Consider the following 22657-nt stretch of genomic DNA (forward strand, 5'->3'; position numbering starts at 1 on the left):
CGGGCCGTAACCCCTTCACCCTACAACGCGTAGTACCCCCATGAATAACGGCCGATTGGGGTGTACAGGGTCACATATGGCTATATTCTTATTCCGCATAACTTTCTATTTGGTGTCCAGGCACATGCTTGGGCGCAAAAGCTATTTTCCAAACAATTTCGCGGAGGCTCCATCGTGGCTATTGAATTCACCATGATCCAGTCCATCGGCATCGCTGTTGTGTTGCTTATGCTGGGTCTCTGGCTTAAGCAGCGCATCTACTTCTTTGAACGTTTTGCCATCCCCGCCCCTGTTATCGGCGGGTTCCTTTTTGCCATCATCAACCTGGTCCTACACCAGACCGGCATTTTGGACATCACCTTTGATACCACGCTGCAAAGCTTCTTCATGGTCATCTTCTTCACCACGGTGGGCTACGGCGCATCGCTGAAGGTGCTGCGCGCTGCTGGGCCAAAGGTCATGCTCTTCCTGGTTGTGGCTACGGTTCTGACGATTCTGCAGAACGTCGTGGCAGTGGGACTGGCGCCCCTCGTGGGCGTTGACGCGCAGCTCGCGCTCATGACGGGCTCCGTTTCGATGACTGGTGGCCACGGAGTTTCCGGCGGTATTGCTCCTCTCGTGGAAGAGGGCGGCGTGGCTGGTGCTGAGACCGTGGCCTACACTGCAGCGACGTTCGGCCTGGTTATTGGCTCGCTCATGGGTGGACCGTTGGCGAACCGCTTGATCCTGAAGAACAAGTTGATGGACAAGGAATCCGCTGAGGTTGACATTGACGAGTCCATCCTGCAGCACGTATCTCGCAAACTGCGTGGCGACGCCGTGCTGCACGCCTTTGTGATGATCCTCGTGGCGATGCTGCTGGGCAGCTTCCTGACCGACGCAATGAACTACCTCGTGGGTCTGCTCACCGACAAGGCTGCGTTCCCGCTCTACTTCGGCTCCATGATCGTGGCCATCATCCTGCGTTATATCAATGACAGCCGTGAACAGAAGATGTACAAGGAATTGGTTCCGACCCAAGAGGTGGAGATCATCGGTGTCATTGGCCTGAACTTCTTCTTGGCTATGGCTCTCATGAACATCAAGCTGTGGGAGCTGGCTGAGCTGGCTATCCCGATGCTTATTCTGCTGCTCGCGCAGACCATCCTCATGTGGCTCTTCGCCAACTTTGTCACCTTCCGCGTCATGGGCCGCGATTACGATGCCGCCGTGCTCACCGCTGGTCACTGTGGTTTCGGCATGGGTGCAACCCCGAACGGTATGGCCAACATGGACTCGGTGGTCACCAAGTTCAAGGAGTCCAAACTGGCGTTCTTCATTCTGCCGATTATCGGCGGCATGTTTATTGACTTTGCCAACATCGTGAACATCCTGGTGTTCCTCAACTTGGCATAAGCCAATCCATTAGGCCATCTCCCCGTCAATTTAGCCCAGCGTATTCAAGCTGGCAGGAGGCGTACTCGCTGAAGAATTGTCGGGATTTGGCACAAGCATGTCACATTAGCCACCGCTACCCATGGTCTAGGGGTAAAGTAGTTGCGTATTTGGCTTCAATCATTAGGAAGTGACTCCCAGAAATGGCAGCAATCGTCATCGTTGGCGCTCAGTGGGGCGACGAAGGTAAAGGTAAGGCCACCGATATCCTCGGTGGCAAGGTTGACTACGTAGTCAAGCCGAATGGCGGCAACAACGCTGGCCATACTGTTGTAGTTGGCGGCGAGAAGTATGAGCTCAAGCTCCTTCCCGCCGGCATTCTCTCTGAGAACGCAACTCCGGTATTGGGCAACGGCGTTGTTATTAATCTTGAAGCTCTCTTTGATGAGATCGACGGCCTTGAGGCACGCGGCGCGAATGCCTCGCGCCTGCGTATCTCCGCGAACGCTCATCTTGTGGCGCCGTACCACCAGACTTTGGACCGCGTGCAGGAGCGTTTCTTGGGCAAGCGCGCCATTGGCACCACGGGCCGCGGCATCGGTCCGGCTTACTCTGACAAGGTCGCCCGTATTGGCATCCGCGTGCAGGACATCTTCGATGAGTCCATCCTGCGCCAGAAGGTTGAGTCTGCGTTGGACATCAAGAACCAGATGCTGGTGAAGATGTACAACCGCAAGGCAATTGACCCAGAGCAAATCGTGGAGTACTTCCTGAGCTACCGCGACCGTTTGGCTCCCATGGTTATTGATGCTGAGCTGGAACTCAACAAGGCTCTTGAGGCTGGTAAGCACGTCCTCATGGAGGGCGGCCAGGCAACGATGCTGGACGTTGACCACGGAACTTACCCGTTCGTGACCTCCTCCAACCCATCTGCCGGCGGTGCTTCGGTGGGCTCGGGTATTGGCCCGACCCGCATTAAGACCTCGCTGGGCATCATCAAGGCCTACACCACCCGCGTGGGTGCCGGTCCGTTCCCGACCGAGCTCTTCGACAAGTGGGGTGAGTACTTGCAGACCACCGGCGGCGAAGTCGGCGTTAATACCGGCCGCAAGCGTCGCTGTGGTTGGTACGATTCCGTGGTGGCTCGTTATGCCACCCGTGTTAATGGTTTCACGGACTACTTCCTGACCAAGCTGGACGTGCTCACCGGTATTGGGGAGATTCCGATCTGTGTGGCTTACGACGTCGATGGCAAGCGCTACGACGAGATGCCCCTGACTCAGTCTGAGTTCCACCACGCCACGCCAATCTTTGAGACCATGCCGGCCTGGGATGAGGACATTACAGGCTGCAAGACCTTTGAGGAACTCCCACAAAAGGCTCAGGACTACGTCCTGCGCCTTGAGGAACTCTCTGGTTGCCGCATGTCCTACATTGGCGTTGGTCCTGGCCGCGACCAGACCATCATCCGCCACGACGTAATGAGTGATCACTAATCCGAATATCCAATTCGAGATACTTAACTTAGTTTGAGGCAGGGTTCCCTAACGGGGTCCTGCCTTTTTGCGTAGTTACCACCGTTTACGAGATACATTCCTATGTCGAAAGTTCCATAAACTATTCCTTAAATGGAAAATCCGAGATTAACCAAGTAGCCGAGTATTTGCATTTTCACCGTGGCAGCAATCACAATATTGTTTCCTAACACTAAATTAGAAGGATGTTCCTGGTAGGGGCGTGTATAGGAGTGCTTAATGGCCAAATTTAAGGGAGGATTGGGGGTTTATGGCATCAGCATCACTGGCGCACTTAAGTTGGTTTAATTTAAGCTGTCTCACGAGTTCAGAGTGAGGCCTCGCCCAATACTCTTACCTTGCTTGGCGGACCACGCTGGGCTGGCTCCCAGCCGTTTTCCTTAAATGGCTGGCTTCTTCTATGGACCATGCCATCCCTGAAACCCATAGTTAATTTCTCAGGGACTATTAGAAAGGACTTCTTGTATGATCAAGAAGGGCATTCGGTCGGCTGTTAAAGCGCGTCGTCGCGGCACCTCTATTGCCGCTGCTGTACTCTCAGTCGCACTTGTCTCCCCATTCATTCACGCAGTTTCTGCGCCGGTTGCTTACGCGCAGACCACAACTGGCACCACTGCACCGGATACCACCGCTGGCCCAAACGACCTTGATACCGACGGCGACGGTCTGACCGACGACCAGGAAGTCAACGTTCACAAGACTGACCCAATCGAGCCTGACACCGATGGCGATGGCCTGACCGACGGCCAGGAAATCCTCGACGGCACCGATCCGAACAACTCGGACACCGATTACGATGGCTTGATTGACGGTGACGAGAAGGCTAAGGGCACCGATCCGAAGAAGGCTGATACCGATGGGGACGGCATCAAAGATGGTGACGAGGTCAGCGGCAACAACGGCAACAAGGATTGGGACAGCGATGGAGAGCTGGATCCGACGAATCCTACCAAGCGTGACTCCGACAATGATGGCGTTGACGACAAGACTGAGATCGAGAAAGGAACCAATCCCAACGATCCGAACTCCAAGCCTAACGATCCGGACACCACCAAGGCTCCTGATTGGGACGACAAAGCCACCACCACCCCGGGCAAGAAAGTAGAGCTTCCTAACAACGGTGGCGCTGTTCAGGACGGCACCACCGTTGAGGTTAAAGGTCCGGGCAAGGCCGAAATCGGCGAGAGGGGCCAACTCGTTGTTACCCCGAGTGATGACGCTAAGCCGGGCGATACGATCACCGTTACTGTCAAGGCCAAGGACGGCAAGGTCGTCGACGCCGTTACCGTGACCGTCGTGAAGGAGAAGGGGGATTCTTCCAACGGCGGTTCTTCCAACGGTGACCTGGGTCGTTTTATCCTAGCTGGCCTGGCTGTAGGCCTGCCGCTGCTGTTCCTGATTCCGGGTGGCTTGGCTTCCCAGATCAAGGTTCCGGGTCTGTCCCCGTTCATCGAGCAGATTTCCAGCCAGCTTGGCAAGGCCAACATCGAACTGCTGAAGCAATTGGGCATCTACAACCCGGCTATTGCTAAGCAGCTTGCTGGCATCAACGCTTAGTTCAGTAAGTACGGCGAGTCAGCTGGTAAGGTTGCTGGCGGTGTCGCTCTGGTTGCCGCTGGTGCACTGGCTATCGGCCTGCTGGCAGATGCTTGCTCCCCGCAGAACTCCTTTTCCTCTAACGGTTCTTCCAACGGTGGATCCAGCAAGTAATCTCTCGCTGAGAAATGTCCCTACGAGCAGCTGAAGCTCCTGCTTAAGGCAGCCGGTTAATCCCGGTTGCCACTAGCTTTACCACCAAGCGAAACGCCTGTCTTCTACATCTTTCCAAGTAGAAGGCGGGCGTTTGGAGATCTCGCGGCCTTCGCTGTTGCCTGCGGCCTGCGGCGGCGTTAAATATCTTGCATCCTGGCTTTTCAGTAATAAGACTGTGAAGAACATGTGCAATAATTCAAGGATGGATATTTCAGGCGACATCGCAGGTTATATAGGTACCCCCCTTACCGGTAACGCCACCAAAGTGCTGTTGCTTGGCGCAGGCGAGCTGGGCAAGCAACTAGTTATTGCCTTCCAGAACTTGGGCCTTGAGGTACACGCCGTCGACCGCTACGCCGGAGCACCTGCACAACAGCTCGCGCACTTTAGCTACATCGCGGACATCACCGATGAAGCCAAGGTGCTCGAAATCGCCCAGCGCATCCGGCCAGACTATATCGTCCCCGAAGTCGAGATTGTGGCCGTCGAGGCGCTGTCGCGGCTTGAGTCGGAAACCCCCGCCGTCGTCGTCCCTAGCGCCCGGGCGTGCGAACTGACCCAGTCCCGCCAGACCATTCGTGAAACGGCCGAAAACATTGGCCTGCCCGTAACCGCATACCGCTTTGCCAGCTCCGCGGAGGAGCTTGCCGAAGCCGTCCATGAGCTGGGCATGCCGTGCATCGTAAAGCCGGATGTGGCAACCTCTGGCAAGGGCCACATGCTGGTCAAAGACGAGGAAGATCTCAAGGACGCATGGAACCTCGTGCGCCGCGTGTCCTCCGATGAAAAGCGCGTCATCGCTGAGCGCTTCGTGGACTTCGACTACGAAGTCACTCTTCTTGCAGTGCGCTCCATCGATCCTGTCTCCGGCAAGCTGTGCACGTGGTTTAGCGAGCCCATCGGCCACCGCCACGAGCGCGGTGACCTCATCGAATCCTGGCAGCCGCTGGCCATGAGCGAGATCGCACTTGAGAACGCACGCTCCGTTGCCGCGCGCATCTCCAACGAGCTAGGCGGACGCGGCGTCTACGGCGTCGAGCTCTTTGTCGCCGACGAGGACGTGTACTTCTCTTCCGTCTCCCCGCGCCCTTCCGATACCGCTATGCTCACGGGTTACACGCAGCGCTTCTCTGAGTTCGAGCTGCACGCCCGCGCCATCCTGGGCTACCCAATCGACGTCACCCTAACCTCACCAGGTGCCAGCGTGGTGCTGCATGCCGACGCCGCGACAGACGACGTCGCCTATAGCGGCGTTGCAGAGGCCATGGCCTTCGAAGAGACCGACGTCCGTCTCTTTGGCAAGCCCGGTGCCTACGTTGGTCGCCGCATGGGCATGGTGGCTACCACCGCAGAAGACGTCGAGACTGCGCGCGATCGTGCCGCGCTTGCCGCCGCCAAGATCAGCATCAGCCAGACCCCGAACGCGCCGGTTGTCGCCAACGCACAGGCCGTGGACCCAGTAGCTAACGATGCCGTCGACATCGATTTCATCGAGGTCGCTGAGCCCGTCGTCGAGGTCGACCCAGCTCTCAACCGTTCCGCAGACGATTAGCCCTCGCGGCGCAGGATCATCGGCTGGTGGGGGATACCCTCGTCGTCGAAAAGCTCGCCGCACACCTCAAAGCCGTAGGCACTGTAGTAATCCACCAGCGGTGCCTGTGCCTCCAAGTAGACCGGCTGGTCGCTCAGGGCCACTGCGGCATACTGCAACGCTGCTTCCATGACCTGCTTGCCCAGCCCCGTGCCGCGAGCCTGTTTATCCAGAGCAAAGCGGCCAAATTGGGCCACCTCCTCGCCATCTAGCGTGGAGGGGAAGACGCGCGCGGTGCCAACAATACCGCGGGTGTCGTCGTCGAAAGCCAAGATATGCACCGTGGAATCGAGCGCATCGGTGTCATCGATTTCGGCATACGGGCACTGCTGCTCATGCACGAAGACGTCCACACGCAGTTTGTAGAGCGCGTGGACGTCAAGCGGATTCATGTGGGTAATGGGCGCAGCAGTGAGCGTGTAAGTCATGCCCGCGATCTTAGCGGTGGTAGTTCGACTTGGTATCTACTCGGTGCTTACTTGGTCGCTTGGCTTAGGCGCGCAATGTGCAGGGCTAGATACGTGATTTCATCCGCGGTGAGACTCTCATTCATGCGCAGCTCGATGACGCCGGCGACCGTACGGGCGCACTGTGCGGCATCCGGGTATTGGTCGTTGATGACGTTGGATACAGGAGACCCCGGCGAATCCAGCTGCGAGTGCTCAGCCATGCGCACGAACAAGTAACGCAAGTGCGTGATAAAGCGGGCAACAGAAAGATCTTCGCTTTCAAGTTCCACGCCGTTGTGGCTGCCGATGATGTCCAGCAGCTGCTGGATAAGTCCTGTCATGCGGTAGGTGCCGGATAGGTCGCCCACCGTGAAACCGGCATTGACCAGGTGCAAGGTCAGCGCCACTGCCTCAGACTCAGGCAGTGGGGAATGCAGCCCTGTATTGATCTCCTGGAGCAGAGTGCTGGCCAGCGCGAAATCCTCAGCGTAGAGATGGCGGACCTCAGCCTCGAGCGGATACTCGATGCTTATTCCGCGGTTGACCGCCGAATGCACGTGGTCTGCTAGAGCCACCACTAGGGTGAGTTTGCCGCGCAGCGTATCCGGCACGTGAGCACGGTCCATGGCTTCCAGCACTAGCTGGATGAACTCACCCGGGACCGCGGCGAGCATGGCGGCAGAGTGATCGGGGTCCCGGCCTGAGGCCGGTACGAATACCTTGACCACTTTGGCTGGATCGACGGCGTCGCCAGCCTTTGCCTGAAAGCCGATTCCGCGGCCGGTCACGATGACGTCTTCTGTGTCCTCGCCTGCGGGAGTGCCAGCGTTGCTGCCGGTACGGCGCGCCAAGACGACGTTGTTGTTAAAGACGCGCAGGATCTGCATTGCTGAATCAATTCCTTCTTCAGGCGGTGGGCACGGATAAGGCCCGATAGTAGTTAAGACTATCGGGCCTATAGGGCACGCGCGCCGAGGCGCGGAGCCCTAATTCAGGGTTGTTACTAGCGGGTAGCGGTGATGATGGTATCGCCAGCCGTAGCCTTCTTAATTCCGGCCGGAGTTACCTCGGCCAGTGCCTTGGTGTTGGTCACGGCCACCACGATGGTGGTGTCGTAGCCTGCGGCGCGTACGGCACCGAAATCGACGGTGGCCAGGAGCTCGCCGGCCTTGATGGTATCGCCCTTCTTGACGGCTGGGGCGAATCCCTCGCCCTTCATCTTCACGGTGTTGATGCCGATGTGGACGAGGACCTCGACGCCGGACTCGGTCTTGATGCCATAAGCGTGGCCGGTCTTCATCGCGCTGACGATTACGCCGGATACCGGGGCGTAGACCTCGTCGGAAGCGGGGATGACACCCACGCCGTCGCCCAGCGTTCCTGCGGAGAACACGGGGTCATTGATTTCGGCCATCGGAACAACTTCGCCCTCAGCGGGGGAAGTGATGACGGTCTCGGTTTCAGCGGGGGCCTCGGCAGCGGTGTCGGGGGCGGCGGCCTCGGCTGGGGCGTCGTCAAGCGCAGCAGCGCTTGCACCAGCGGCAGCGGCCTTCTGGGCGGCGCGCTCCTCTGGGGTGCGGTAGCCGGAGATGAAGACCGCGATGAAAGCAACCACGAATGCCACGGCGATGGCGATGACGTACTTGAGCATCGGGTTGAAGACGGAGATGGTCAGCAGCGAGGTAAAGACGAAGGCGTCGGTGGTGATGCCGTTGGAGCCCAGCGTCAGCAGTGCAACGGTGAGGCCGCCAGCGAAGCAGCCCACCAGCATGCGCGGGTAAATCCTCTTGTAGCGCAAGTGAATACCGTACAGGGAAGGCTCGGAGACGCCACCCAGCAGACCGGCGGCGAGAGCGGAACCAGAGGTCTGGCGCATCACGGTGTCCTTGTCGCGGATGGACAGTGCCAGCACAGCGGCGGTTGCGCCGAAGCAGGCGAAGTTCCATGCGCCCATTGGGCCCTGGATGAAGTCGTAGCCCAAGGTCTGGATGTTAACCAGCATCAGGGCGTTCAGTGGCCAGTGCAGACCCAGCGGAACCAGGAATGGGTAGAGCATCGGGATAGCGAGAGCGAAGACGAATGGCACGTTGTCGTTCATCCAGGACAGGCCAGCGCCAATGCCGTTACCAGCCCACACACCGAACGGACCGATGAGGAAGGCCGTCAGTGGGATAACGATGAGCATGGTGAAGAAAGGAACGAAGACCATGTGGATGGAAGTAGGAATGATCTTCTGGAAGAAGCGGTAGACCAACGCTGCTACATAAGCCATCATCAAAGGCACGAAGACGTTGCCGCCGTAATCAGGCAGCTGCATGGTCATGCCAAAGATTGGGATGGTGCACTGTTCGGTGCCCAGGGTGTCATTGACAACGCATTGAACGGCCGGGTTCTCAGTGAGGTTGAGGAACTCCGGGGTGAGCAGCGCTGCCATGATGGCGGCCGGGACCCAAGGGTCGATGCGCAGCTTCTTGCCAGCGTTGTAAGCCACCATCAAAGGCAGGAAGTAGAAGACGGAACGCCACATGGCGTCGACGAAGAACCACGAGGCCGGCTTGTCAGGTGCGCGGAAGTCGACGATTCCGAATGCGTCGAGGATCGACGCGAACGCGATGATGAGCGAGGCACCCAGCAGGACACCCAGAATTGGACGGAAGGAATCGGACAGATACTCAAAGAACTCGTCCATGAAAGGGACCTTGCCCTTGGCCTTGGCGCGAGCGGCAGCCTTGATGTCCGCATCGCTTGCGCCGCCGTCCTTCATGGCGGGCAAGGCGTTGATCTCGTCGTAGACGGTGGCAACGTCGCCACCGATAACGACCTGGTAGCTCGAGCCGCCCTGGGGGACTGCGCCCAGCACCTTAGGGATGGCCTCGAGGGCCTCCTTGTTGACCTTCGAGGAGTCATTGAGCTGGAAGCGCAAGCGAGTGGCACAGTGAGTAAACGATGCAATGTTGTCTGCTCCGCCAATGCCATCGAGGATGGCCTCAGCTGCGGAGCGCGTTTGCGTCGACATGTGAGTTCCTTTCGAAATCCTGGGGCGGGTTTGTAGCTCCTGAGGCAGCGAATGTGCCATAAAACCACAAAAGACCCAGGGCGCTGGGGCGATGCCGCGTATGCTTACGCGACGCTCGTAGCGTCCTAGGTCTTGCCCGAAGTAACAATCCTTAACTCGGAGCTTACTCTGGGGGGCTCACTGTTCCAAGTGTATGTGTCTGAACGCACAATTTTTGGGTGGCGGTGGGTGGGATTGACTCATGCAGTGTGTTTTACGTTTCACAATCGCTATTAGAAACGGCTTTATTCGGACATCTCCAGTAAAGTGAAGGCGTCACTGTGTGCCGCGTTTAGTGACTTGCGGCACACTATTCGTCTACTCTTTGAAAGAGAAAGGCTACTGAGAATGTCTGCACAGAACTCCGCACTCGTGAGTGTCATCGGCCGTGGCTTCGACGGTCTTGATGTCCCCTCGCTGGCACAAGATCTAGGCGCAACCTTCGCGCAGCTCAACGATCTGGGCACCACCCTGGATCAGATTCTGGTCACTGTTCCTGAAGGTGACGTGGTGCTCCAAGGCACGGGTGTAATGGACTTTGATGCCAAGGCCGCAGCGGCGCTCGGTATCCCGTTCGTTCTGATTACCAAGGCTCCAGCACGTACTTCCGACCTTGCCCTTGCCCATGCACGCTCCGTGGGAGCTGAGGTTTTGGGCGCGTTTACCGACGTCGCTTCTGTCCCAGGTGCGCTCTCATCAGTCGGGGAGATTGCCCCGGTTATGAGCGCCGAACTTTTCCAGAAGCAGCTGCTTGACCAGGCTCGCGCAGTCGGTGCACACATCGTGCTCCCAGAGGGCGACGATGACCGCATCATTGAAGCGGCCGGCGCACTCATCGAGGGCAAGGTCGCTAAGCTGACCATCCTCGGTGATGAGGCGGACGTCGCCAAGCGGGCGGAGCGCCTCGGCGTGGATCTCGCCGGCGTAGACGTCATTGATCACCTGAACTCCCCGCTGGCGGAGGAATTCGCCGCTGACTTCGCGGAGCTGCGTAAGAAGAAGGGCGTCACCCTGGAGCAGGCGCGCGAGACTATGCAGGACGTTTCCTACTTCGCCACGATGATGGTGCACAAGGGCCTGGCAGATGGAATGGTTTCCGGCGCTGCGCACACCACGGCGCACACCATCAAGCCTTCCTTCCAGATCATCAAGACCGTGCCGGGCGCTTCCGTGGTTTCCTCCATCTTCCTGATGGTCATGCGCGGACGCCTGTGGGCATTCGGTGACTGTGCGGTCAACCCGAACCCAACTGCAGAGCAGCTGGGTGAAATCGCCGTGGTTTCCGCAAAGACCGCAGCGCAGTTCGGCATCGACCCACGCGTGGCCATGTTGTCTTACTCCACCGGTACTTCGGGCTCCGGCCCGGACGTTGACCGCGCGGTGGCTGCTGTTGAGGCCGCTCGTGCGCTGGATTCCTCCGTCAAGGTGGATGGTCCGCTGCAGTTCGACGCCGCGTGCGACCCAGGCGTGGCTGCCAAGAAGGCACCAGAGTCTCAAGTTGCTGGCCAGGCAAACGTCTTCATCTTCCCGGATCTCGAGGCGGGCAACATCGGTTACAAGACCGCCCAGCGTACCGGCGGCGCGCTGGCTGTCGGCCCGATTCTGCAGGGCCTGAACAAGCCGGTCAACGACCTTTCCCGCGGCGCTACCGTTCCGGACATCATCAACACTGTCGCCATCACGGCAATCCAGGCTGGAGTTAAGTAAATGGCATACGTACTCGTTCTCAACTCAGGTTCCTCATCGGTTAAGTTTCAGCTGGTTGACCCAGAGGGCACGGCTACCGACGCCCCGCTGGTCTCCGGCTTGGTCGAGCAGGTCGGCGAGCCGATGGGTGCCGTCACCGTCAAGACTGGTGGCGAGGAATACAAGGAAGAGCTGGAGATTCCTACCCACTCCTTCGGCCTGGAGCGGGCATTCGACATTATGCACCAGCACAACGTGGGCCCAATGGAGGTGGAGGTCGTTGCCGTGGGACACCGCGTTGTCCACGGCGGACGCCTCTTCTCCGACCCGCAGCTGATCACGGACCAGATTGAGTCCATGATTGAGGACCTCATCCCGCTGGCCCCGCTGCACAACCCAGCCAACCTGGACGGCATTCGCGTGGCTCGCAAGATGCTGCCGAACATCCCGCACGTGGCCGTGTTCGACACGGCTTTCTTCAACCATATGCCGCCGGCTGCTGCGCTTTACGCCATCAACAACGACGTGGCCTCCAAGTACGACATCCGTCGCTACGGCTTCCACGGCACCTCCCACGAGTTTGTGTCGCAGCAGGTCCCGCGCTTGCTGGATAAGGACCCGAAGCGCGTCAACCAGATCACGCTGCACCTGGGTAACGGTGCTTCGGCAGCCGCAATCCGCCACGGCCGCCCGATTGACACCTCGATGGGTCTGACCCCGTTGGCTGGTTTGGCGATGGGCACCCGTTCCGGCGATATCGACCCGGGCATCATCTTCCATCTGTCCCGCCAGGCGGGCATGTCTATCGATGAGATTGACAACCTGCTCAACAAGCAGTCTGGTGTGAAGGGCATTTCCGGCGTCAACGACTTCCGTGTGCTGCGTGAGCGCATCGAGGCCGAGGACCAGGACGCATGGCTGGCGTACAACATCTATATCCACCAGCTGCGCCGCTTCATCGGCTCGTACATGATTGCGCTGGGCCGCGTGGACGCCATCACCTTCACTGCAGGCGTGGGCGAAAATGACACTGAGGTACGTCAGGATTCGCTGTTCAACCTGGGTATGTACGGCATTCACTTCGACAAGCAGGCTAACCTAGTCCGCTCGAAGGAGCCGCGCATGATTTCTGAGGCGGACTCTCCGGTCAAGGTCTTCGTGGTTCCGACCAACGAGGAGCTGGCTATCGCACAGAAGTCCGCTGAAATTGCCGATATGGCGCGGGAGGCGGGGCTGTACTAAGCCCAAAAACTCCCGCTTTACCAGTCTGTGGATAGCTCATCGCGATGAGTTATCCACAGATTTGGCCTGTTGCGCCAATTCCCTCTTGCGCCAATACTGGCCCGGCTAGTGGACTATCTCTATGGAACAATTCGGGGGAGTAGTAGAAGGGCAGTCGCTGCCTTGGCATGAAAAGCAGCTGGCGCGGTGTTTGCGGGCGGGCCATAGTGCTAGGCGGGCGGTACTCGTGGGAGTTTCGGCGGCGCGGGTGCATGGGCTGTGGGTCCTCCCGCCGCGGTGCGGCGAGGAGCCGGTGACGCTCGCTCTGCGCTCTGGCGTTATGCCACCGCGGAGAGACTGGGGCCACGGCCGAAGTTACAAGAAGATGCGTCTGCCAGATTCTATGGTCGAGAAGGTGCAGGGCGTTCGCGTCACGTCTGCTTTGCGCGCCGCGTTGGATGTCGCGCGCTTCGAAGGCTGGATTCGCGGCTTCGTGGCACTCGAATCATGGTTTCGGATGCATCCTGAACTCGATGTCGAGGCTGCCAAGGCTATGGCTATGGATTGCCTCGCAACTATGGGGCGGGTCAAAGATATCGCTGAAGCGCGACGAGCTATATCGCTTCTTTCTGGTCAATGCGAGTCGCCCTACGAGGCATTATGCATCGCGTTATTGGCACACGCAAAGATGGGTCATTCCATCCAACAGCAAGTCTGGGTGATTCCCAGTGTTCGCGTTGATGTTCTGATTGATGGTTGGCTGGTATTGGAAATTGATGGAGCCGTGAAGTATGACGGCGCAACCTATGACTCGGATACCCGGCGGGTAATCGTGGAAGAGCGTCGCCGCGAGGTGAGATTGCAGAATGCCGGTTACACGGTATTCCGTGTGACTTCGACTGAGCTGTTTCATCAGCCGCAGAAGTTCCTCGCAGAGCTGCGGGCAACTTGGGTGTCTGGCCGTGAGCGGGTACTGCAGCAAGTGGTGCGCCAGGCGTAGGCGCTTTTTCTCGCCAGGGCTCCTCACCATTTGTAGGTAGCTGGTCTAGATGGTGAGGTCGAGCTGTAACTACTGTGACTGGCGTTGTCTGCTGGGGCTGGAGATTGCTCACCTCACCATGTGGTCCTCACCATTTGGGCTGAGGCACGACGCGAATAGCCAAATGGTGAGGTCGCGATGTGGCTAGTGGGGCCAGCGTTAGTTGTTGGGGCTGGTGCTGGCTGTTGAGGTGACGTTTGTAGCGGTTGACCTCACCATTTGGAAAGGCATCCATGGCGGAAGGCAGGGCCGCCTGGCGGGCCGCGGCGAGAGGCCGGGCGAATGGCGCGCGGCCTAGAACATCGTCACCGGGCGCACCTGGTTCGCCAGGTCCACCAGCGCATAGCGGTGCCGCGCGAAGGGGGCTTGCCGGGCCAGGGCACGCAGAGTATCGGCCAAGCCGTAGCGCAGGCCGCGCTGCGTGAAGGCGAACTCGAAGAGGTCGTTGGGGGAGGCCGCTGCATCGAGGTTGGAATCGCGCAGGAAGTTGAGGCCGGCCGAGATAACTGCCGCCTTGACCTGCAAGAAGCGTGGTTCGTTCTGCGGGATCTCCTCCAGGCGGTGGGCCGCGCGGCGGATGCGGGACTCCGTGAGATCATGGAGCACCAGCTGCAGAATTGTGGTCAGTCGCGCCATGCGATGGTGGCGCGATGCGTTGGGTACGCGGTCCAAAGTGGCCACGGCCAGTTCAATCTGCTGCTCAGCGCGCAGCTGGCGCGCCAGCCCAAACGCGGAGGACACCGTAGTCGGATTGGTGGCCCACACGATGCCGTACAAGCGCATCGAGTTGAAACGCAGGTGCGCCGGGTCATCCGTCACGTGGTCCCAGATTCCAGGCTGGTCAGCGAAAGCTTCCGCGGGGAGGTCCGCTAGCGACGTCGTGAGGTTGGCACATGCGCGAGCCACAGCGGCGTCGATAAGCGATGCTTCCTCATAACCGAGCTCCTGCAGAATCAGCTCGTTGATGGCGGCGATGGCCAGCTTCGGCGCGGGCTCGCCAGGCAGCAGGTTGAGCACGTTGGAGAAGTGCACCTGGGCGGCGCGGAAGTCGTCGAGAAGCAGCACTGCGACGCCCGAATACCACTGGAAGCGCCAGTCTTTACCGAGCTTGTCCTCAATGGAGGCCAGCCACTCGCAGGCCTGGCCGGTATAACCCAGGTCGATCATCGAGCGCACCACGCCGAGCGGAATCTCCGCGGACTTCTCGTATTCTGGGGCCTGCATTGCCTGGCGCAGCGTCTCCAACGCTTCCTGCGGCTCGGTGTAGGAAGCACCTTGGAGGAGCGCGGCGCCGACGTCGGAGCGGTCAACCAGCGGGGTAGGCAAGGCGGAGACTACCTCGGGCGCGGTGATGCGCACCGTGCGCTCAATACCGTCGATGAGCTGGTCAGTGCGGAAAACCAAGTGCTTGGTGCCAAAAGTCGTACGTTGCGGCGAAAACAGCGAGTGCTGTGCAGGATGCTGGATTCCGTCGCGCAGGGCGATGACCTCGCGGAGCACGCCGTAAAGCTGGTCGCGCAGCTGCGCAACGCTCTGGAAGCGCTTGGCCGGGTCAGGGTCGGTGGCGCGCTGCAGCAGGCGATAGAAGGAAAGATAGCGGCGCAGCAAAGGCTCATCGGTAGGGGAGGGAAGCCCCGGCAAGTAGACGCCGTCTTCCTGCGGAAGCGTAATGGTCAGGCAGGCCAGCGTGCGGCCGATGGTGTAAATATCCGAGGCCACCGACGGGCCAGACTTGACGATCTCGGGGGCTTGGAAACCCTTAGTTCCGTAGATATGCCCGAAAGCTCCAATACCCGAGACCGCGCCCAGGTCAATGAGCTTGACTTGGTCCTCGGTGACGATGATGTTGGAAGGCTTCAAGTCGTTGTAGACCACGCCGCGGGCGTGCAGGTAGTCCAACGCCGGCAGCAGTTCCAGAATGTAGGCGATGGCCGTGTCTACTGGGAAAAGTCGGTCCTTCTGGTCGTTGCGGCGTTGCTGGAGAGAAGGGCCGCCGACGTACTCCATGACGATAAAGCCACCGTCGACGCGCTCGTCATCGACGAAGTTGAAAATCTTCACGATTCCCGGGTGTGTGATGTCCGCTAGGAACTCGCGCTCGACTTCGGCGGTGGCGGTTTCGTCGGCCGACTTCTCCGACTGCATGCCTTTTAGGACGACGATGCGCCCAGAGACGAAGTGGTCGTTGGCCAGGTAAATCCAGCCCAGACCGCCGTGTGCAATAACGCCCAAAATCTCGTATTGCCCGGCTACGATATCGCCCGGGGAAAGCTGCGGTGGAGCGACGTTTTCTTTGGTTGGGTCGATGAGCGCGGCAGTGGGGTTGCCCGGCACGATGAAGGGCAGGGTGGCCATTCCGTCGGCCACCTCGCGGTCGGTGCGCTTGGCGGCGCGGCGCTGGCGGAACGTATCCAAGGCTTGGCGCCGCGAGCGTTGCGAAGCATCTTCTTGTTGCTCCTGCTTGCGACGATCGCGTAGTTGTCCCAGCTCCGCGATGAGAGCCGCAATGTTGTCGGGGTCGGTGTAGGTTCCTGCAACATCGGCGCCCTCGTCAGATTCGTCGTCCTCGTCAGCGACAGGATCGAAGGCAACTGCCGAGGTTCCTACCTCGTCTTCGTCCGCAAAGGGGTCGTATGGCACCGCTTGCGTGGCAGGCTCTGCGTTATCGGCATTTAAAGCCGTGCCGGGGTTTGCCGCGTCAGTGTCAACCGCCGCACCTGTTGCGGGATCTTCTAGCGTCTCCGGCTCGAGGTGATCGAGCTCGTCCTCGCTGAAGCTATGGCCATGCGTAGGACTCATCGCTGCGCCTCCTTTGTAGCGTCGGCGTCGTTGGAGCTTTCTTCCTCCGGCAAGTAATTCGGTGCGGGCAGCGTTGGCCTTTCTAGATAGTCACCCAGCCACGTGGCAAAGAGTTTATCCCAGGTGCCGTCCTGGCGGATGCGCTCCAGCGTGGAGTTAACCTGACGTAGCAACGGCTTGGAATCGTAGAAGCTATCGGGCTTGCGCACTGCCACGCCGTAATCCTCGCTAGTGAGTGGCGCCCCCACGATGGAGGTATAGGAGTCCTGCGCCAGCATTCCAGACAATAGGGCGTCATCAGCCACCACGCCGTCGATCTGGTTGAGTTGTAGGGCCATCAAGCAATCGCCCCACGAGCGGGTCTGCAGGATGTTCGACGTGCTTGCCTCGCGACGCACCGTGTCCACGATGGTGGAGCCCTGCACCGCGCACAGCGTCTTGCCTGCGGTGTCGTCGATGGAGCGAATGCCCGAACTGCTGAGCACCAAAAGCTTGGTCTTGGTGGTCATATACGGCGTGGAGAAGGCCACCTCGCGCTGGCGCTCGGCGCTAATGGACATCGTGCGAATTACAATATCCACGCTGCGCTCGTTCAGCGCTGAGGTGCGCTCCGAGGACTCCACGAAACGGAAATCCACCTTATTTGGATCGTCAAAGATGTCGCGGGCGATTTCCCGCGCGATGTCCACCTCAAAGCCGCGGACCTCGCCGGAAGCTGTGTCGCGGTAGCTCATCAGATTGTTGGAGCGGTCTACGCCTACGATGATGCGTCCGCGCTTGTAAATATCGGGAATGCGCTCACGCGGAGTCTTGTCATCCGGCCGGTAGGTGCCAGTCACCGGCACCTTCGTGCGTGGGTGCGGCTCTATGCTGCCAGCGCCTTCCCAGATCGAGTTGTCGGGCAAAGGCGGCCCTGCCTCTGAGTCCAAGGAGGCCTGCGGGATCGCCTTCTCATCCTGTTGTGGGGTCAAGCGATGGGGCATGCTACACGACGTCGCCCCCACCAACGCCACCGTGCACGCCGCGGTAGTAGCCAGTAGTAGTCGCCGAAACTTCGAAGTCATTAGAGGTACTCCTGGAGTCGAGGGCGGATACCCAGCCACACTGCGATGATGGCGCCGCTGGTCAGCAAGAACACCATAGTGGAAACCATGGTCATAGCGTTGAGCCCCTGCTCCAAATAGGACCGCATGGACACGCGGGCCTCACTGATCAGACCCGCCAAAGAATTATCCACGTCGTCGAAAGCGCTAGCGGCCGTTGGCGATCCATTGGGCGTGCTCACAGTGGCTTCGTAGATCGCCTTGTCATAGTCGCCGTCGGCAAGCGCATTCATGAACTCCTCGTGCGAGTCCTCCCACTCCTGCGCGGCCTGCTTGGCGGCGGGCAGAAGCGCAGGATCGTTGATGGGGATATCGTCGTCGGCAAGCGCGGCTTCGTAGTCCTCGAGGGCGTTAGAAATGGAATACAACGTCGAACTAAAACGCACCGACATGTCAGACTCCGAGGAACGCAGGACCAGCGCCAGCGTCTCAGAAGTGCGAGTCTGCTGCGCTTCAATTCGGGAAGCAGTGAGCGAATCCCACGGGCGCGAGACTGTCTCAAAGCCGTGGTAGCCAGAACTCCACGTGGCAAAGTTGGCGGCCGAAGCCCACGTGAGCGCCAGGAAGAGCAGCACGCTGGCGGTGAGGAAGCCGCGGTTGAAGCGGCGGCGCGTTAGCCGCCACAACCACCATTGCGCGATGAGGAGGAAGGAGAGTGCTGCCACCAGGCCAGAAAGCGGCACCCATTGAGGGCTGGTCAGGCGCTGCTGCTGTTCCTTGACCTTGGCGGAGGTAAGCGAAAATAGTTCGGAGGCCGCCGGCAGGATTTTGTCGCGCATCAGGGAAGACGCATTGGACATATAGGAGTTCGCCACCGCGTTGCCAGCCCTGTGGTTGGTGCGGGCCTTCTCCACGAGCGCGGTATATACGGGCAGCTCGCGCTGGATGTAGGTCACCAGCTCGCGGATGCGGGCGTCATCGCTATTGGTACCGAGGACTGACTGAGTGGCGGCCACGGAGGCCGCGTCGATGGCTTCGTTATAGCGCTCGCGGTTAGCCTCTGACTCCACGCCAGCTTGCACGAAGCCCGTGGTGGCCACGGTGTCAGCCAGCGAGAGGTTGGTATAGAGATGGTGCGCCGCATTCGACATTGGCTCTGTGGAGTTGAGCAGATCGTCTAAGGCCGCGTGGCGATTGGCGGAAGTATTCGACATCGACAAGCCTGCGGCGGCCAACGCCACGGTGAGGATCAGCGTCACGGTAAAGAGCTTGCCTGGCGTGGTGACGGCGAAGTGATACAGGCGGCGTACCAAGCGCGCCGGGCCGACAAAAGAGCTCATGGCCAGTTGGGTAGCGTTGCTGAAAGCAGGAGCGGCTGGCTCGGTTACTTCATCCAGCCAGTGGTCAGCAGGATGATCGTGATGATCCCTCGCCGCATCATCCGGATGCGTGGCGGCACGCTCGCCCGGACGTGCGACGCCCTCCAACCCTGTGCCAGTCATTCCCTTAGAATAGCGCAGAATAAAGACGCTTTGGTGATGCACGCCACCACATTTGGAGGCGGTGCAGGGCGCTGCCCCGTAGGATGGGCGGCATGACGGCGAGAGAAGAAACACACATCAGCGGGGATGGCTGGGCCGCAGGCCCAGGAGGAAGCAAGCTGTGGGGTAAGTTCGGTGCGGCTGGGCTGTTTCTTCTAGCCGGCGATAAAGTCCTTCTTCAACACCGCGCCGAGTGGACCAACCACGGCGGAACTTGGGGAATCCCAGGCGGAGCGCGCGATTTACACGAGACCCCCGAGGAAGCCGCCTTGCGTGAGACCTTCGAGGAATGCGCCATCGCGCCTGCCGACGTCGAGGTGCTTTGCTCCTGCGTGACCTCTGGGCCTTTCCCTCCCGCGGGTGGGCTGCCGGGCAACTGGACCTACACCACGGTCATTGGACGGACCCGCAGCGGCCAGCCGCTTGCCGTGGAAGCAAACGAGGAATCCAATGAGCTGCGCTGGGTGCCGCTAGGAGAGGTGGAAAAATTACCTCTGTTGGGGGCATTTCGGCAGGCTTTTCCGGCTCTGCTAAAACAAATCGAGGGGCTACGCAGGTAACTGCCAGAAAACTATGGCACCCTTGACAGCATGATTGAAGTTGAGGGACTGACAAAACAATATAAGTCTGTCCGTGCAGTAGATGACCTCACCTTTAAGGTGGAGCCAGGCATTGTGACCGGCTTTCTAGGTCCGAACGGTGCGGGTAAGTCGACGACCATGCGCATGATTCTAGGCCTGGATAGCCCCACGGCGGGCCAGGCCCGTATTAACGGCAAGACCTACCGCGAGCTGAAGAACCCGCTGCGGGAGGTCGGTGCGCTGCTCGACGCCAAGGCAGTGCACCCCAACCGCACCGCCGCCAACCACCTGAAGTGGATGGCACAGTCCAATGGAATCCCTACCAAGCGCGTGGAGGAAGTCCTAGGGCTGGTCGGGCTTTCCGACGTCGCCGGTAAAAAGGCCGGCGGCTTCTCCCTCGGTATGGGCCAGCGCCTCGGCTTGGCAGGTGCCCTGTTGGGTGACCCGGGAATCCTCATCCTCGACGAGCCGGTTAACGGCCTCGACCCAGAAGGCATTCGCTGGGTGCGCTCCTTGGTGCGCGCACTCGCAGCTGAGGGCCGTACCGTGCTGATTTCCTCCCATCTTCTTTCCGAGATGTCTCTGACGGCTGACCACCTCGTGGTCATTGGCCGCGGCCGCTTGGTGGCAAACCAGTCCACGTATGACTTCGTGAAGGAGCACTCACAGTCTTCCGTCATCGTGCGTTCCGACCACCTCGAGGAATTCGGCGGCGCTCTGCGCGAGGCAAACGTTTCCTTCCGCACCAGCACCGACGAAGAAGGCCGCAATACGTTCATCATCGAGGACCAAAGCACTGACTTCATCGGCCAGTTGGCGTACTCCACGGGCGTCCCGCTTAATGAGCTCAGCCTGAAACGTGCTTCCCTGGAGGATGCATTTATGCAGATGACCGGCGAAGACGTGCAGTACCATGCCAGCACCCCAGGTGCTCCGGCAACCAACCAAAACATCGCACAGGAGGAGCAGAACTAATGTTTGTTAACACCCTGCGCGCCGAGTGGACCAAGCTTTGCACTACGAAGTCCTTCTACTGGACCACCGGCCTCATTTTCATCCTGTCGATCGGTTGGGCGCTGCTTAACTCCCTCAATGCGCCCGAAGTAGATCCGGCCTTCCCCGTCAGCCCGCTCACGGCGCAGGGAATGAACTCCATCCTCTTGGCGCTGGTTATCCCGATCATCATGATTCAAGCCATCATGGTGGTTACTACTGAGTATCGCTTCGGCCTGCAATCCACCGTGTACATGTCAAACCCTAACCGCAGCATCGTGGCTTTAGTGAAGGTGCTCTTGTACGGCGTTATTGCGGCCGTAATCATGTTCTTGGCTCTGGTGCTGATCTACTTCCTCTCGGAGATGCTAGCGCCGGACTCTGTGAAGGAACTTTACGAGCCTTTCAAAGAGGATGCTGGTAAGCGTTCCCTGTGGATGTTCCCGCTGCTCAGCTTCTTGGTTACCATCTTTGTCCAAGGCCTAGGCTGGCTGCTGCGTCAGACTGCCGGCACTGTTGCTTTGTCCCTCATCCTGTACCTGGGTATTGAGAACGTTGTTCGCGTCTTGCCCAAGATCGGCGACGACATCATCCACTTCATGCCTTTCTCGGCCTTCAACAGCTGGGCATCCGACTCAGTTGCTGAAAATGCGCCGTGGGATTCCTCCACGGGCAGCGCGATCGTCTTCATTGCGTGGGCTGCGATCCTGTGGATACTGGGTGTCTTCGTGCTTGAAAAACGCGACGCATGATCCCACTGCCTCTCCTGGCTACCTTGGCGCTGTTGTCTGCAACAGCGCCTTTTGCTACTGATATGTACTTGCCGGTCATGCCGGCAATTGTTTCTGACCTGGAAACTACGCGCGCAGCGGTGCAGTTAACCCTCACTGGCTTCTTCATCGGAATGGGCGTGGGGCAGCTGGTGATCGGCCCGCTTTCCGACGCCGTCGGCCGCAAGCGCCTCCTCATCCTCGGCGCGGGCGTGGCTTTGGCGGCGTCGGCAGTGGCGGCACTCGCCCCGAGCATCGCCGTCTTGATTGCCGCGCGTGTCTTCCAAGGTTTGGGTGGCGGTGCCTGCGTGGTGCTCTCGCGTGCCGTGGTGCCGGACCTGCTGACTGGCGCGGCGGCTGCGAAGGCCTATTCGCTGCTCATGGCGCTGCAGGGTATCGCGCCTGCGTTGGCGCCGGTCATGGGCGGCTTCCTGGCCGAACCGATTGGCTGGCGCGGCATCTTCTGGGTGCTTACAGGCCTGCATGCACTGCAGTTCGTGCTGGCGATTCTGGTCGTCCCGGAGACCGCCGGCGGCCGCCCGCATGACCATTTGCTTCGCACGGTCATCGGCAATTACCTGACCGTGATGCGCAATGGGCGTTTCTGGGGATTCTTGGTCACGGTGGCCTTTGGATTCTGTGCTTTGTTCTCGTACATATCGGCCTCCTCGTTCGTCTTGCAGCAGCAGTGGGGCTTTAGTGCGACGAGCTACTCGCTCATCTTCGCGATGAACTCCATGGGCATGTTTGCCCTGACCATCGTGAATGCGAAGGCACTTAATAAACGTGCTCCGAAGACGATGCTCAGCATCGGCGTCGGGGCAGCTTTGTTCTGCAACTTCTTGCTTTTCCTAGCTATTTTCCTCGGTGCGCCGGTGGGGCTTATGGTGTTGATTCTCTTCTGCTGCATCGCGCCGACAGGCTTCATCATGGGCAACGCTACGGCGCTGGCTACGGGGCTCATGCGCGAAAAGGCCGGTTCGGTTTCCGCGATTATCGGCTTTGTGCAGTCGATTTTGGCGGGCATGGTTAGCCCGTTGATGGGTCTGGGCAATAATCCGGCCCTCACGATGGGCATCGGCATGGTGGTCTGCTCGGCCATTGCTGTGTGCGGTGCTTTCGCGGCCCTGCGCAAGCACGCTTAGCGGCTCGCCTGCTGCCACTTTTGCAAGCACCCAGCCCCGGATACCCAGACCTGCAGGTGGCGATCGTGGTGCCGCCGAGTTGA

The 22657-nt window shown here is 59.5% G+C and carries 17 protein-coding genes; 11 read left to right on the forward strand and 6 right to left on the reverse strand.

The window, feature by feature from the left end:
* The first annotated feature begins 174 nt into the window (after positions 1-174).
* The 4 genes from gltS to purT all read left to right on the forward strand — a co-directional run bounded on the left by gltS (position 175) and on the right by purT (position 6213).
* The gene (gene gltS, locus CHU71_RS02050; RefSeq protein ID WP_255456373.1) at positions 175-1395 is read left to right on the forward strand and encodes a sodium/glutamate symporter; all 1221 of its coding nucleotides are present in this window, start codon (positions 175-177) and stop codon (positions 1393-1395) included.
* Between the two features lie 182 nt (positions 1396-1577).
* Positions 1578-2870, forward strand: coding sequence for an adenylosuccinate synthase (locus CHU71_RS02055; RefSeq protein ID WP_147760017.1), 1293 nt, complete (start codon positions 1578-1580; stop codon positions 2868-2870).
* A 504-nt stretch (positions 2871-3374) separates the two neighbouring features.
* Complete coding sequence (locus CHU71_RS02060) at positions 3375-4466, forward strand: hypothetical protein (RefSeq protein ID WP_147760018.1); 1092 nt, start codon at positions 3375-3377, stop codon at positions 4464-4466.
* A gap of 397 nt (positions 4467-4863) precedes the next feature.
* Positions 4864-6213, forward strand: a complete 1350-nt coding sequence (purT, locus tag CHU71_RS02065; protein WP_147760019.1) for a formate-dependent phosphoribosylglycinamide formyltransferase — start codon at positions 4864-4866, stop codon at positions 6211-6213.
* On the opposite strand, the gene CHU71_RS02070 is transcribed toward purT, so the two are convergent.
* The 3 genes from CHU71_RS02070 to CHU71_RS02080 form a co-directional block, all read right to left on the reverse strand.
* The gene (locus tag CHU71_RS02070; RefSeq protein WP_147760020.1) at positions 6210-6680 is read right to left on the reverse strand and encodes a GNAT family N-acetyltransferase; all 471 of its coding nucleotides are present in this window, start codon (positions 6678-6680) and stop codon (positions 6210-6212) included. The genes purT and CHU71_RS02070 overlap by 4 nt on opposite strands.
* Before the next feature lie 47 nt (positions 6681-6727).
* The gene (locus CHU71_RS02075; RefSeq protein ID WP_147760021.1) at positions 6728-7588 is read right to left on the reverse strand and encodes a PRD domain-containing protein; all 861 of its coding nucleotides are present in this window, start codon (positions 7586-7588) and stop codon (positions 6728-6730) included.
* A 116-nt stretch (positions 7589-7704) separates the two neighbouring features.
* Positions 7705-9717, reverse strand: a complete 2013-nt coding sequence (locus CHU71_RS02080; protein ID WP_147760022.1) for a glucose PTS transporter subunit IIA — start codon at positions 9715-9717, stop codon at positions 7705-7707.
* Positions 9718-10104: 387 nt separating this feature from the next.
* Here CHU71_RS02080 and pta point away from each other — a divergent pair, with 387 nt between their 5' ends.
* The 3 genes from pta to CHU71_RS02095 all read left to right on the forward strand — a co-directional run bounded on the left by pta (position 10105) and on the right by CHU71_RS02095 (position 13663).
* Positions 10105-11463 carry a phosphate acetyltransferase gene (gene pta, locus CHU71_RS02085; protein ID WP_147760023.1) on the forward strand — a complete coding sequence of 453 codons (1359 nt, stop codon included), beginning with the start codon at positions 10105-10107 and terminating at the stop codon, positions 11461-11463.
* Positions 11464-12684 carry an acetate kinase gene (locus CHU71_RS02090; RefSeq protein WP_147760024.1) on the forward strand — a complete coding sequence of 407 codons (1221 nt, stop codon included), beginning with the start codon at positions 11464-11466 and terminating at the stop codon, positions 12682-12684.
* A gap of 226 nt (positions 12685-12910) precedes the next feature.
* Complete coding sequence (locus tag CHU71_RS02095) at positions 12911-13663, forward strand: hypothetical protein (protein WP_147760025.1); 753 nt, start codon at positions 12911-12913, stop codon at positions 13661-13663.
* A gap of 333 nt (positions 13664-13996) precedes the next feature.
* On the opposite strand, the gene CHU71_RS02100 is transcribed toward CHU71_RS02095, so the two are convergent.
* From CHU71_RS02100 to CHU71_RS02110, 3 genes are read right to left on the reverse strand one after another with little or no spacing between them, the layout of a single operon-like run.
* Positions 13997-16501, reverse strand: a complete 2505-nt coding sequence (locus CHU71_RS02100) for a tetratricopeptide repeat protein (RefSeq protein ID WP_147760026.1) — start codon at positions 16499-16501, stop codon at positions 13997-13999.
* Positions 16498-17565: a glutamate ABC transporter substrate-binding protein gene (locus tag CHU71_RS02105; RefSeq protein ID WP_147760027.1), complete on the reverse strand. Its 1068-nt coding sequence runs from the start codon at positions 17563-17565 to the stop codon at positions 16498-16500. Before CHU71_RS02105 ends, CHU71_RS02100 begins: the two co-directional genes overlap by 4 nt.
* Positions 17565-19046, reverse strand: coding sequence for a hypothetical protein (locus tag CHU71_RS02110; RefSeq protein WP_239298307.1), 1482 nt, complete (start codon positions 19044-19046; stop codon positions 17565-17567). Before CHU71_RS02110 ends, CHU71_RS02105 begins: the two co-directional genes overlap by 1 nt.
* A gap of 83 nt (positions 19047-19129) precedes the next feature.
* On the opposite strand from CHU71_RS02110, the gene CHU71_RS02115 reads away from it, so the two are divergent.
* The 4 genes from CHU71_RS02115 to CHU71_RS02130 are packed head-to-tail and all read left to right on the forward strand — an operon-like array spanning position 19130 to position 22574.
* On the forward strand, positions 19130-19645 hold the full coding sequence (locus tag CHU71_RS02115) for an NUDIX domain-containing protein (RefSeq protein WP_147760028.1): 516 nt from the start codon (positions 19130-19132) through the stop codon (positions 19643-19645).
* A gap of 30 nt (positions 19646-19675) precedes the next feature.
* Entirely contained in the window at positions 19676-20641 is a 966-nt protein-coding gene (locus CHU71_RS02120; protein WP_049063821.1) for an ABC transporter ATP-binding protein, read from the forward strand.
* Positions 20641-21411: an ABC transporter permease gene (locus CHU71_RS02125; RefSeq protein ID WP_005529801.1), complete on the forward strand. Its 771-nt coding sequence runs from the start codon at positions 20641-20643 to the stop codon at positions 21409-21411. The genes CHU71_RS02120 and CHU71_RS02125 overlap by 1 nt, the downstream gene beginning before the upstream one ends.
* Entirely contained in the window at positions 21408-22574 is a 1167-nt protein-coding gene (locus CHU71_RS02130; protein ID WP_147760029.1) for a multidrug effflux MFS transporter, read from the forward strand. Before CHU71_RS02125 ends, CHU71_RS02130 begins: the two co-directional genes overlap by 4 nt.
* Positions 22575-22657 lie beyond the last annotated feature (83 nt).

The sequence above is a fragment of the Corynebacterium sp. LK14 genome, assembly GCF_008042215.1.
GTDB lineage: Bacteria > Actinomycetota > Actinomycetes > Mycobacteriales > Mycobacteriaceae > Corynebacterium > Corynebacterium striatum.